This is a genomic window from Xanthobacter sp. 91, assembly GCF_000702385.1.
In the GTDB taxonomy this organism is placed as follows: Bacteria; Pseudomonadota; Alphaproteobacteria; order Rhizobiales; family Xanthobacteraceae; genus Xanthobacter; species Xanthobacter aminoxidans.
In genome coordinates this window covers 1,640,937-1,652,952 of sequence record NZ_JNIB01000001.1, presented here as the reverse complement: position 1 = coordinate 1,652,952, position 12,016 = coordinate 1,640,937, and the positions used below count along the sequence as shown (strand labels likewise).

Annotated in this window: 10 protein-coding genes; 6 read left to right on the top strand and 4 right to left on the bottom strand. The window is 68.9% G+C overall.

Features of this window, described 5'->3' with window-relative positions:
• Positions 1-210: 210 nt before the first annotated feature.
• Positions 211-1,071, top strand: coding sequence for a hypothetical protein (locus tag A37E_RS0107925; protein ID WP_156026265.1), 861 nt, complete (start codon positions 211-213; stop codon positions 1,069-1,071).
• Positions 1,072-1,147: 76 nt separating this feature from the next.
• Here A37E_RS0107925 and A37E_RS0107920 read toward each other — a convergent pair whose 3' ends face one another.
• Positions 1,148-2,269, bottom strand: coding sequence for a linear amide C-N hydrolase (locus A37E_RS0107920; protein ID WP_081837502.1), 1,122 nt, complete (start codon positions 2,267-2,269; stop codon positions 1,148-1,150).
• Positions 2,270-2,579: 310 nt separating this feature from the next.
• Between A37E_RS0107920 and A37E_RS0107915 the strand changes: the two genes are divergently transcribed.
• The gene (locus A37E_RS0107915) at positions 2,580-2,972 is read left to right on the top strand and encodes an acyl-CoA thioesterase (protein WP_024276778.1); all 393 of its coding nucleotides are present in this window, start codon (positions 2,580-2,582) and stop codon (positions 2,970-2,972) included.
• A gap of 61 nt (positions 2,973-3,033) precedes the next feature.
• On the opposite strand, the gene hrpB is transcribed toward A37E_RS0107915, so the two are convergent.
• Complete coding sequence (hrpB, locus tag A37E_RS0107910) at positions 3,034-5,535, bottom strand: ATP-dependent helicase HrpB (RefSeq protein ID WP_029556111.1); 2,502 nt, start codon at positions 5,533-5,535, stop codon at positions 3,034-3,036.
• A 149-nt stretch (positions 5,536-5,684) separates the two neighbouring features.
• Here hrpB and A37E_RS0107905 point away from each other — a divergent pair, with 149 nt between their 5' ends.
• The 3 genes from A37E_RS0107905 to A37E_RS0107895 all read left to right on the top strand — a co-directional run bounded on the left by A37E_RS0107905 (position 5,685) and on the right by A37E_RS0107895 (position 8,808).
• A complete protein-coding gene (locus A37E_RS0107905; protein ID WP_029556110.1) occupies positions 5,685-6,689 on the top strand; it encodes a WD40 repeat domain-containing protein in 1,005 nt (334 codons plus the stop codon).
• Between the two features lie 149 nt (positions 6,690-6,838).
• Positions 6,839-7,588, top strand: coding sequence for an acetoacetate decarboxylase (locus A37E_RS0107900; RefSeq protein ID WP_024276781.1), 750 nt, complete (start codon positions 6,839-6,841; stop codon positions 7,586-7,588).
• Positions 7,589-7,656: 68 nt separating this feature from the next.
• Positions 7,657-8,808, top strand: a complete 1,152-nt coding sequence (locus A37E_RS0107895) for a patatin-like phospholipase family protein (protein ID WP_029556109.1) — start codon at positions 7,657-7,659, stop codon at positions 8,806-8,808.
• Positions 8,809-8,820: 12 nt separating this feature from the next.
• Here the strand turns inward: A37E_RS0107895 and A37E_RS0107890 are convergent, their stop codons facing one another.
• Positions 8,821-9,609, bottom strand: a complete 789-nt coding sequence (locus A37E_RS0107890; protein WP_245279288.1) for a sulfite exporter TauE/SafE family protein — start codon at positions 9,607-9,609, stop codon at positions 8,821-8,823.
• A 19-nt stretch (positions 9,610-9,628) separates the two neighbouring features.
• The gene (locus A37E_RS0107885) at positions 9,629-10,279 is read right to left on the bottom strand and encodes a glutathione S-transferase family protein (RefSeq protein ID WP_024276784.1); all 651 of its coding nucleotides are present in this window, start codon (positions 10,277-10,279) and stop codon (positions 9,629-9,631) included.
• Between the two features lie 398 nt (positions 10,280-10,677).
• On the opposite strand from A37E_RS0107885, the gene phaZ reads away from it, so the two are divergent.
• Complete coding sequence (phaZ, locus tag A37E_RS0107880) at positions 10,678-11,895, top strand: polyhydroxyalkanoate depolymerase (RefSeq protein WP_029556107.1); 1,218 nt, start codon at positions 10,678-10,680, stop codon at positions 11,893-11,895.
• Positions 11,896-12,016 lie beyond the last annotated feature (121 nt).

Sequence of the window (12,016 nt, the reverse complement as noted above, 5' to 3'; positions counted from 1 at the left end):
CCGGCTTCCCTTTGCTATAAGCGCGCGATCCAGGGCGCCCATGGAGTTGAAGATATGGCGGGTGCAACACGGACGGTCGCGCAGATCCGGGCCACCGACGGGCCCGCGATGGCAGCTTCACGCGTGTGCGCACCCCTGTCGTCTCCGACGGCGCGCCGCGGTTTCACGTTTTCCCGGCATTCCCTCGCGCGGCTTGTGCTGCCCGGCCTGATGGCGGCGGTCCTTGCCGGTTGCGCCGGTGGTGAAGGCCTCGATGGCTCCTTCGGCGCGCAGGATACGGGCGTCGCCGGCGGCACCGCCATTGCAACGCCGGTGGCGGGCGGCACCTCTGCCGGTGTGGTCAACAGTGCCAACTCCGGCTCGCTCGTCGTCGGCGCCGGTCCGGATCAGCTGTCCTATGACTGCCCCATGCTCACCGTGCGCACCGGCGCCGGCAGCTGGCAGGTCACGACCGGCGGCGGGCTGCGCTATCAGGCCACCATCGGCCGCCTCGCCCGCGAATGCACCATCGCCAACGGCATGATGATGGTGAAGGTGGGCATCGAAGGTCGCGTCCTCATGGGCGAAAAGGGCAGCCCCGGTCAGGTGAAGGTGCCCGTTCGCATTGCCGTGGTGAATGAGGGGCCCTCGCCCAAGACCGTCACCACCAAGTTCTTCGCCATTGCCGTCGACGTGCCGGCCGATCCGGGCCACGCGCCCTTCACCGTGGTGGAGGACCAGATCGCGTTCCCGCTGCTGAAGCCGAACGAGATGGAGCGCTACATCATCTATGTGGGCTTCGACCCGCAGGGTACGCCGGAAGTGCGCGAGCGGCCCAAGCCGTCCGCCGCGCGGCCGAAGCCGAAGCCGGCGCCCGCCGCCGCGCAGCCCGCCCCGGCGCCCGCCGCTGCGAGTGCGCCGCCTCCGGCAAGCTCTTCGTCCTCCAGCTCGTCGTCTTCGGGCTCGAAGGACGTGTTCGGACCGCCCCCCTCCAGCGGCGGCACCAGTGGCGGCAGTTTTGCGCCGCCCCCGTCGAGCGGCGGTTTCGCCCCGCCGCCCTCCACCAACACCTTCGCGCCGCCGCCCAAGTAGGGCGCGTCAACAAGTAAGGGGCGCGTCAACGCGTAGGGGCGCGTGCCGATCCGCGCACGCGCGCTCCGCGAGCGGCTCAGTCCAGCTTGACGGGCAGGAAGGTGAAGGGCTGCGCCGGCACGAACCGCGCGGCGGCGTTTCCGCCATAGACCTTGCCGCCGGTGAGATCGAGCTTCTTCACCGGCGCGCCCACCTTCAGGTCGAGATCGGCGATGGGCACCCAGAAGGTGTTCGGGCTGGTGGCGGAATCGAAGAAATAGACCCTGTCCTTCTGGTCGCTCACCGTCCGCCACAGGGTGGAGGCGATGTTCGGCTCACCCGGCGTCGAGAGACCGAGCGGCACGCTCACCGAGCGCATCACGCTGGCGACGCTCGCCACCGCCTGGTTGGCGTAGGTCTGGTCCGGGACGGCGGACAAAATCTCCGGCGCCGCCTTGGCGGGGATGGCCTTGATAAAGAAGCTAGCGCGGGCGAAGCGATCCGCCGCGCGGTTGGTGCCGGGCAGGAACACCGTGCCGCCGATGTCCTGCCAATAGGCGTTGAGCGCCAGCTGCTGGTCGTAGCTGGGTGAGTTGGTCATCACCTGGTACTGCCGGCCGTGATGCACCACCAGCTTGCCGCCGAGATACTCGAAGATGGCGCTGTCGCCGGAGGGATCGGAGATGGCGAGGTGGAGCTGGGCGCCGGAGCCGTTGGGCAGGTTCGCCGTCACCACCACGAACGGCTCGGCGGAGAGCGCCGTGACCGCCTCGGCGACGGTGGCGAAATTGTCGAGCACGTATTGCGCCCAGACGCTGATGGAGAGGGCCGGCTTGCCGTTGGGCTTCGCATATTCGGATTCGGCGAGGTACAGCAGGTTGGCCACGAGGCCCTTCTCGTTCATGCCGTCGGCCGAGCCCACGTCATAGCCCGAGGCGATGACGCTGCCGTATTTCGACACCCATTTCGGCGTGTTGGCTCCCGCCGCCCCATCGCGCGCCATGCCGGCCGGGAAGGCCCACAGGTTGGTGCGCATGTCTTCCATCCAGTCCATGGACCGGCCGGTGATGACGACGCCATCGGAGCCGAGATAGACCGCGCGGGTGCAGGCCTGCGCCACGGGTGCGAGCGCGGAGGCGAGCGCCCCGGCCAGCACCGTGGCGGCGAGGGCGCGGCGGCGGATGCGGGAGATGCGGCTTTCGGGACGGGTCTGGACCATGGCGGCCTCCGATGCGACCGGCCCAAAATGAAAACCGCCGGTAACGAGGTCAGCCTCGTTCCGGCGGAATCATGTGCCGGCCTTCTGAAAAGGTTCGGCTGAAAGAGATACCGGCTCCGCCCACACAGCAAGGCGGAGCCGGTCATCCATGCCCTGTCTGCCCCGAAAAGACATGGACAAGCGTTAGAAACCACACCCCCGGTCCCGATTCTCTGAGATGGATCAAATTTGGCGGCGCTGCGGCGAAATTTTGCTATCAGCTTCGGCGGAACGTTGCGCAGAGCGCGCCTCAGGCGTGCGGGGAGAAGGGATGCACGACAAGGAGTCGCAGATGCCGGATGGCATTCCGGTCATCCGGACCATCGCCATGCCGGCGGATACCAATCCGAGCGGGGATATCTTCGGCGGCTGGCTGATGTCGCAGATGGACCTTGCCGCCGGCAATGTCGCGGCGCGCCGCTCGCGGGGCCGCGCGGCGACGGTGGCGGTGGAGGCGATGAGCTTCCTGTCGCCCGTTGCGGTGGGCGACGAGGTGAGCCTGTTCGCCAACATCGCGCGGGTGGGACGCACCTCGCTGCGCATCGAGGTCGAGGCGTGGCGCCGGGCGCGCGAGAGCGAGCAGTCCACCAAGGTGACGGAGGCCGTCTTCACCTTCGTCGCCATCGACGGCGAGGGCCGGCCGCGGGCCATCCCGGCGGAGTAGCCCATACGAAGGGCGCACGCAGCCCGCGCGGCGCCTGAGCGAAGGCAGAAAGCTCCGTCCCTCACGTCCCGCGCGGTTTTGCCCGCGTGGTCGGCGGGGCGGCGGCGGGGTCTTCCGGCCAGGGATGCTTGGGGTAGCGGCCGCGCATGTCGGCGCGAACATCCCGCCACGAGCCGCGCCAGAATTGCGGCAGGTCCTTCGTCACCTGGATCGGCCGGTGCGCCGGTGACAGCAAAGCGAGGGTGAGGGGCACCCGCCCGCCGGCGATGGCCGGATGGGCGGTGAGGCCGAACAGCTCCTGCACCCGCACCTCCACCGCCGGCCCGCCCTCCGCGCCATAGTCGATGGCGAGGCGCGAGCCCGTGGGGGCGGTGAAATGGGCGGGCGCCTCCGCCTCCAGCCGGGCCGTCAGCTCATAGGGCAGCAAGGCGTGAAGGGCGTTGCCCACGTCGGCGCCCGAGATGCCGGCCAGCGACGAGCGGCCGGTGAGAAACGGCGCGAGCCATGTCTCCGCCGATGCCGCCAGCGCCGCATCGGACAGGTCCGGCCACGGCTCGCCCTCGGCCGCGCGCAGGAACATGACGCGCTCGCGCCATTGCCGGGAGGCGGCGGAGAAGGGCAGGCGCCCGATGCCCGCATCCGCAATGCCGCGGGCGAGCGCGCGCGCCGTCTCCCCGTCCGCCGGCACCGGTTGGGGCCGTGCCGCGAGCACCAGCGCCCTGAGCCGCCGTACCTCCCGCGCCCGCACCGCCATGGCGGCCGGATCGAAGGCCACTTCGAGGCCGGAGGTGACGTCGTCGGCAAACAAGGCTTCCACTTCCTCCGACGAGAGGGCCGCCGCGAGGGTGATGCGGGCGCCCTCGGCGCGGCCGGAGGCTTCCGCCACCGCAAGGAAGGGCGCGCGGGCAAGCGGGGATGTGCCCTCCAGCACCGCACCCCGGCCATTGGCCATCAGGAAGCGCACCTGGGTCTCCCCGGCCCGCCCCTCGCGGGCCTTGGCCACCCGGTCGGGAAAGGCGAGCGCCAGCAGGGCGGCGGGGGAGGGAGGCGCACCGTCCGCCGGTTCTTCCGCCGCAGCCTCCCGCGCCGCCATCTCCGCCCATCGCCCGGCAAGGCGGCGGGATTCCTCCGCGCGGCGGGAGCGGTCGCGGCGGAAGCCGTCGAGGCGGGCAAGCAGGTCCGCACTGTCCCCGCCAAGCCCACGCTCCACCAACAGCGCGGCGATCTCCGCGCCCAGACGGCCCACGCCCCGCGCCGCGCCGATGGCGACCATGTGGGCGAGGCGCGGCGGCAGAGGCAGGCGCGCCATGAGGCGGCCGAGCGGCGTCACCGCCTCATCACCGTCGAGCGCACCGAGGAGGCGCAGCAGCGCCTTCGCCTCGGTCACGGCCGGCGCCGGGGGCGGATCGAGGAAGGGGAGGGAGGCGGGATCGCGCACCCCCACGCGGGCGAGGTCGAGCACAAGGCCGGTGAGGTCGGCGGCGAGGATTTCCGGCGTGGCGAAGGCCGGCAGGCTCGCCGTCTCACCCTCGCTACACAGGCGATAGCAGACGCCGGGCTCGGTGCGGCCGGCGCGGCCCCGGCGCTGGTCGGCGGCGGCGCGGGAGACGCGGACGGTCTCAAGCCGTGTCAGCCCCACGTCCGGCTCGAACCGGGGCACGCGGGCAAGGCCGCTATCCACCACCACCCGCACACCCTCGATGGTCAGCGAGGTCTCGGCAATGGAGGTCGCCAGCACCACCTTGCGCCGCCCCGCCGGGGCCGGCAGCACGGCGCGGTCCTGCTCTGCGGAATCCAGGGCACCGAACAAAGCGACGATATCCACCTTTGGGTCGCGCACCTCTTCCAGCAGCAGCGCCTCGGTGCGGCGGATCTCGGCGGCGCCGGGCAGGAAGGCGAGGATGGAGCCGTCTTCCCGGTCCAGCGCGCGGCGGATGGCGTCGGCCATCTGGCGGTCGATGGGCGTGCGCGGATCGCGGCCGAGATAGGCCGTCTCCACCGGAAACGCGCGGCCTTCGCTCTCGATGACAGGGGCAGGCGCGCCCACCCCCATCAAAGAGGCGACGCGGGCGCCGTCGAGGGTCGCCGACATGGCGAGGAGCCTGAGGTCGTCCCTGAGCCCGCGCTGGGAATCGAGCGCGAGGGCGAGGCCCAGATCGGCATCGAGGCTGCGCTCGTGGAATTCGTCGAACAGCACGGCCTTGATGCCGGAGAGTTCAGGGTCGTCCAGCACCATGCGGGTGAAGATGCCTTCCGTGACCACCTCGATGCGGGTGCGGCGCGACACCTCGGACGCGAGCCGGGTGCGGAAGCCCACCGTGCCGCCCACGGCCTCGCCGAGGGTCTGCGCCATGCGCCGGGCGGCGGCGCGGACGGCGAGGCGGCGCGGCTCCAGCACGAGGATTTTTCCCCCCGTGGCCCACGGCTCGTCCAGCAGGGCCAAGGGCACGCGCGTGGTCTTGCCGGCGCCGGGCGGAGCCACCAGCACGGCGCAGGGGGTGGACGCGAGCGTCGAGCGGATGTCGCCGAGGACGGCGTCGATGGGGAGCTTGGTGTCGAACATGGCGGCGCCGCCCTTATGCGGCCGCGCCGCGCGAAGGCCAAGAGCATTGAAGGGACAGGGCAGAGAAGGGATAGGGCAGAGGGGGTGTTGCCAGCGGCCCGCATCGGTGCCTTAAGGAACGCCCCGTCCATCACCGGGATCAGAGCACCATGGTTTCCGCCCCGTCCAGCCTTACCAGCAAGGTCCGGCCGCTCGCCTTCGAGGCCGGCGTCGTCGCCCTCGCTTTCCTTGAGTCCAAGGCCGCCTTCGTGGGGACGGATGGCACGGCCTCCCTGATCGGGCTGGAGGAGGGCGCAGCGCCGGTTCTGGTTCCGGTTCACGACGGCGGCGTGCTCAGCGCGGCCTCCGACGGCAAGCGGCTGGTCACCGGCGGCGACGACGGGCGGGTGATGGAGACGCTGGCGGACGGCACCACCCGCGAGCTGGCGCAGCAGAAGGGCCGCTGGATCGACCGGGTGGCGCTGGGGCCGGACGGGGCCGTCGCCTATTCGGCCGGCAAGGTCGCCCATGTGTTGCAGCAGAAGGGGGAGCCGAAGTCGCTGGAGGTGCCCTCCACCGTGGGCGGCCTCGCCTTCGCGCCCAAGGGCCTGCGCCTCGCGGTGGCCCATTACGGCGGCGTGTCGCTGTGGTTCCCCAATGCGGCGGGCGCCAAGCCGGAGGTCTATGGCTGGAAGGGCTCGCACCTCGGGGTGACGTTCTCGCCGGACGGCCGCTTCCTCGTCAGCACCATGCAGGAGCCGGCGTTGCACGGCTGGCGCGTGGTGGACGGCGCGCACATGCGCATGTCCGGCTATCCCTCGCGGGTGAAGTCCTTCGCCTTCACGAGTGACGGCAAGTGGCTTGCCACGTCAGGCTCGGGCGAGGCCATCCTGTGGCCGTTCCAGGCCAAGGACGGCCCCATGGGCAAGGAGCCGGCCATGCTCGCGCCCTCGCCCACCTCGCGGGTGACTGTCGTGGCACCCCACCCCAAGGACCCGGTCGTCGCCATCGGCTACGAGGACGGCATGGTGATGATGGTGCGCATCTCGGACGGCGCCGAGATCCTGCTGCGCGCGCCCGACACCGACCCGGTGACCGCCATCGCCTGGCACGGCTCCGGCGGGGCCGTTGCGTTCGGGACGGAAAAGGGTCAGGGCGGCCTGCTGGCCTTCTGAGCCGCGGCGCGGTAACCGCGTGGCGCACCAAGTCCTTAGCCGCACAGGAAACTCGTGCCGCGGGCGGCTTTTCACGGGCGCCCGTCCGCTCTACCTTGGCGGCGTCCATTCGCAGGTGCGAAACGGGACACGCGCACGAGAGACTGCCGATGAAGATCGCTGACGTTCGCCGCACCGCCTACTCGATGCCGCTCACCAACCCCTCGTTCCCGCCGGGGCCCTACCGCTTCATCGACCGCGAATACATGATCATCACCTACCGGACCGATCCGGAGGCGCTCGCGAAGGTGGTGCCCGAGCCGCTCGAGATCACCGAGCCGGTGGTGAAGTACGAATTCATCCGCATGCCCGATTCCACCGGCTTCGGTGACTACACCGAGACCGGACAGGTCATCCCGGTCCGCTTCAACGGGCAGGAAGGCGGCTACGTCCACTCCATGTATCTGGACGACGAATCCCCCATTGCCGGCGGGCGCGAGCTGTGGGGCTTTCCGAAGAAGTACGCCCAGCCGAAGCTCAAGGTGGAGACCGACACGCTGGTCGGCACGCTCCATTACGGCAGCGTGCTCTGCGCTTCCGCGACCATGGGCTACAAGTGGGTGGCCGGTGACAAGGAGAAGATCCTCGCCTCCCTGCTCACCCCGAGCTTCCTGCTCAAGATCATCCCGGACGTGGATGCCACGCCGCGCATCTGCGAGCTGGTGAGCTACTATCTGGAGGACATCACGCTGAAGGAATGCTGGGTCGGGCCCGGCGCCCTCGGCCTGTTCCCCCACGCCTTGTGCAATGTCGCGGCCCTGCCGGTGCTGGAGGTGCTCTCCGCCGTGCACATCAAGGCTGATCTCACCCTCGGCATGGGCAAGGTGGTCTACGACTACATGAAGGAAAACGGCGCCTGACGTCCGGCTTCCGGCGGCGTCCTGCGCGCCGCCGGTCGAGGGAAACAACTTCAAAGAAGGTGAGGGCGATGACCGACGCTGCCAACCAGCGCTCCAGCGAGCTGTGCGATATCATCGACGAGTACAAGCGCGTGGCGCTGGTGTTCCAGGGCGGCGGGGCGCTCGGCGCCTATCAGGCCGGTGTCTACGAGGCGCTGTCGGAGGTCGGGTGCGATCCGAACTGGATCTCCGGCGTGTCCATCGGCGCCATCAACTCGGCCATCATCGCCGGCAACGCGCCGCAGGACCGGGTGACGAAGCTCAGGGACTTCTGGGAGACCATCACCTCCCAGCGCATCCTGCCGATCAACCTGGAAGGCGACATCTTCCGCCAGTGGCGCAACCAGCTCAGCGCCACCCGCACCATCCTGCAGGGACAGCGCGGCTTCTTCACCCCGCGCTTCCCCAATCCCTGGCTGCTGCCCTCGGGCGCCGCCGGCGCCACCTCCTTCTACGACACCGCTCCCCTGCGCGAGACCCTGCTGCGGCTCGTGGACTTCGACCGCATCAATTCCCGCGAGAAGCGCTTCTCGGTGGGCGCGGTGAACGTGCGCACCGGCAATTTCATCTATTTCGACAATCAGGAGCACAAGATCGCGCCGGAGCACATCATGGCCTCGGGCGCGCTGCCGCCCGGCTTCCCGGCGGTGAAGATCGACGGCGAGTTCTACTGGGACGGCGGCGTCGTCTCCAACACCCCGCTCCAGTTCCTGCTCGACCAGCCGGACCACCCCAGCGCGCTGGTGTTCCAGGTGGATCTGTTCAGCGCCCGCGGACAACTGCCGCGGGACATGTTCGACGTGTCGGAGCGCCAGAAGGACATCAGCTATTCCAGCCGCACCCGCTACACCACCGATGTGTTCCGGCGGGTTCAGGATTTGCGCTCGAAGCTCTACGACGCGCTCCAGCGCATTCCCGAGCAGCTGCGTACGGAAGAGGACATCGCCCTCATCGACGATTATGCCAGCTCCGGCCCGGTCAACATCTGCCACCTGATCTATCAGGAAAAGACCTACGAGCGGGAATCCAAGGACTACGAGTTCTCGCAGACCTCCATGCGCGAGCACTGGCAGACCGGCTACGAGGACACGGTGAAGACGCTTCGGCAGAAGGAATGGATGCGGAAGCCGGACGATTCCATCGGCATCGTCGTGCATGACATCCACCGCCTCTCCGAGTGAGCGGCGGCCGGCTCAGAGGAGGCCGCGCACCAGCATGTAGGTGCCGAGCAGGCCGAGGCCGGAGAAGAAGATGCGCCGGAACATCTGCGGCGAGGCCGCCCGGCGCACCATGGCGCCGAGCTGCATGCCGATGAAGGCCGGCAGCAACGCCGCCGCGGAGGCGAGCGCTGCGGCGGGATCGGCCAGCGCCCCGCCGCCGTCGCCCGGATGGAACAGCACCACGGCCAGCGCCGTGGTCGAGACGATGAAGGTGAGCCCGAGGGCCTGCACCAGATCATCCCGCGCCAGCCCCAGAGACTGGAGATAGGGCGCCGAGGGCATGACCGAGACGCCGGTGGTGCCGGTGACGAGGCCGGTGAGGAAGCCCATCACCGGGGACAGCCACGGCTCGTGCCGCTGTGGCACCTTCAACTGCACCGAGGACAGGCCCAGCGCGCCATAGGCCAGCAGTGTTGCACCGAGCACCGGCTGCGCGGCGGGCGAGGCGAGGCCGCCCAGGAGCAGGCCGCCGACGAGCGTGCCGGCCGCCACCATCACCATCATCCAGAAGAAGCGCCGGGCGATGCCGAGCACGTTTGGCCCGGTGAAGTATTGCCAGAAATTGGTGACGGTGGAGGGGAGGATCAGCAGCGCGGCCGCCTCGGGCGGGGCAAGGAACACGCTGAGCAGGCCGATGCCGACCGTCGGCAACCCCATGCCGATGACGCCCTTCACCATGCCCGCCAGAACGAGCACGGCGAAGCCGACGGCGATCAGGCCCAGGTTCACGGAGGAGACGGCGGCGGCCGCCGTTTCGATCACGGGACTGGACCCGGCCGCATCAGAATTCGGCGTCCAGCTCTTCCAGCTCTTCCGGCTCGGAGATCGCGCCGTCGATCCACTCGCGAACCAGCGGCAGCGCCATGATGCGGGCGCGGTAGGCCTCGCATTCGGGGTCGAGCTTCACGTCGTAGGTGGTGAAGCGCGAGCAGACGGGCGCATACATGGCGTCGGCCAGCGTCGGCGTCGCGCCCATCAGGAACGGACCGCCGTGGGCGGTGAGGCAGCCGCGCCAGATGGCGGCGATGCGCTCGATGTCCGCCTGCGCACCGGCCCAGACCTTGAAGCCGGGATAGTGCGCCTTGATGTTCATCGGCAGCGCCGAGCGCATGTTGGCGAAGCCCGAATGCATCTCGCCGGAGATGGAGAGGCAGTGGGCGCGCACCGCGCGGTCGGCGGGCAGCAGCCCGGCCTCGGGGAAGACCTCATTGAGGAAGGAGGCGATGGCCAGCGTGTCCCACACCGTCACGTCCTCGTGCACCAGGCGCGGGACGAGGAAGGAGGGCGACAGCAGCAGCAGCTCCGCCTTGGCGTCGGGATCGTCGGTCGGCACCCGCTCCTCATCGAAGGAGAGGCCGGCCATCCTGCACAGCAGCCAGCCGCGCATGGACCAGGAGGAGTAATTCTTGCTGGAGATGGTGAGCGTCGCCATGCCTGTCCCGTGCCTCGGATTTGCGATCCCTGACCTGACCGTTCCCCTCGACCCTTCCGCCTTTGTTTGCTCTTGGCGCATGCTTGTTCTTGGCGCAGCCGGCGGCTTCGACTTTGGTCGGGCATCCGGCGCGGTCGCTCGGCCTTCGGCCCTGCTGCTAAGGATGCGTGTTGCAATGCACCACGCATAGCTCCAATATCAACTTAACAGGTACATCCGTTCAGGCTTGCTGCAAAGCGGAAAGCTGGGCCTGCGACAACTACTTAATGCTTCCGCCGGCCGTCGGGGGCCGGGCGTGGGGGACGCGGAGCAGAAGGACCTTTCGGCATCATGCTGCAGACTTCTTCCAGGTTCACTCCTCTGGCACCGCGGTGCCGGACGGTCCGGCGCACGCTGTCATGATGTACTCCGCCTATCAGGCCCAGGCCGACCTCATGAGCCCGATGAGGTTCTTCGCCAGCCTCGCGCGGCAGACCCTCAACGGCCCTCTCATCAATGGATACGGCCATCTCGGCTTCCGCCAGCTCGCGGCCGCCTACGAGCTCATCGAGCGTGCCGGCCTCTCCCATGGCCGGCCGTCTTTCGGCATCAAAACGGTTGAAGTCGGCAATCGCGAAGTTCAGGTGACGGAGGAAAACACCGCCGTCCTGCCCTTCGGCACCCTGCTGCGCTTCAAGAAGGACGTGGACATCGCCCAGCCGCGCGTCCTCGTGGTCGCGCCCCTGTCGGGTCATTTCGCGACGCTGCTCGTCAACACCGTGAAGACGATGCTGCCGGACCATGACGTCTACATCACGGACTGGCACAATGCCCGCGAGGTGCCGCTCTCGGCCGGCCCCTTCGGCTTCGACGATTATGTCGAGCACGTCATCCGCTTCCTGGAGGTCCTGGGGCCGGGCGCCCATCTCGTGGCGGTGTGCCAGCCGTGCGTGCAGGCGCTCGTCGCCGCGGCGGTGATGGGGCAGGAGAAGAACCCGGCGGTGCCGGCCTCCATGACGCTCATGGCCGGCCCCATCGACTGCCGCATCAACCCCACCAAGGTAAACGAGCTGGCGACCTCCAAGCCCATCTCGTGGTTCGAGAAGAATTTGATCTCGACCGTGCCGAAGGGCTTCGCCGGCTCGGGGCGGCGGGTCTATCCCGGCTTCCTCCAGCTCACCGCCTTCGTGAGCATGAATTACTCGCGCCATGTCAAGGCGCATCTCGACCTCTACAATGCCCTTTCGGAGGGCGACGAAGAGAAGGCCGAGTCCACCAAGGCCTTCTATGACGAATATTTCGCCGTGCTGGACCTTGCCGCCGAATTCTACCTGGAGACCGTGCGCTACGTGTTCCAGGAATACCGCCTGCCCAAGGGCGAACTGACCTATCGCGGCCGGCCCATCGATTTCCGCGCCATCCGCAAGACGGCGCTGCTCACGGTGGAGGGCGAGCGGGACGACATCTGTTCCATCGGCCAGACCATGGCGGCGCAGGACATCTGCTCGGCGCTGCGACCGCACAAGAAGCGCCACCACATGCAGGCGGGCGTCGGGCACTACGGCGTGTTCTCGGGACGCAAATGGGCCAGTCAGGTCTATCCCATCGTCCAGAACCACATCCTGGCGAGCGATTGACCGGCGGGCGGCTGAACCCAAGCATCTGAACCGCAAGCATTTGAATGGCAAGCATCTGAATGGTTCGTGAGCGGACGTTGGGGCATGGGTTGCCAACCCCTGCCTGCAACGGTACGCGGGC

What these genes read in the sequence shown, in the direction of transcription:
- A37E_RS0107885 (WP_024276784.1), bottom strand. Translation starts at nt 10,279, where the DNA reads ATGGCGACGCTCACCATCTCCAGCAAGAATTACTCCTCCTGGTCCATG.
- A37E_RS0107925 (WP_156026265.1), top strand. Translation starts at nt 211, where the DNA reads ATGGCGGCGGTCCTTGCCGGTTGCGCCGGTGGTGAAGGCCTCGATGGC.
- A37E_RS0107895 (WP_029556109.1), top strand. Translation starts at nt 7,657, where the DNA reads ATGACCGACGCTGCCAACCAGCGCTCCAGCGAGCTGTGCGATATCATC.
- A37E_RS0107900 (WP_024276781.1), top strand. Translation starts at nt 6,839, where the DNA reads ATGAAGATCGCTGACGTTCGCCGCACCGCCTACTCGATGCCGCTCACC.
- A37E_RS0107905 (WP_029556110.1), top strand. Translation starts at nt 5,685, where the DNA reads ATGGTTTCCGCCCCGTCCAGCCTTACCAGCAAGGTCCGGCCGCTCGCC.
- A37E_RS0107920 (WP_081837502.1), bottom strand. Translation starts at nt 2,269, where the DNA reads ATGGTCCAGACCCGTCCCGAAAGCCGCATCTCCCGCATCCGCCGCCGC.
- hrpB (WP_029556111.1), bottom strand. Translation starts at nt 5,535, where the DNA reads ATGTTCGACACCAAGCTCCCCATCGACGCCGTCCTCGGCGACATCCGC.
- phaZ (WP_029556107.1), top strand. Translation starts at nt 10,678, where the DNA reads ATGATGTACTCCGCCTATCAGGCCCAGGCCGACCTCATGAGCCCGATG.
- A37E_RS0107915 (WP_024276778.1), top strand. Translation starts at nt 2,580, where the DNA reads ATGCACGACAAGGAGTCGCAGATGCCGGATGGCATTCCGGTCATCCGG.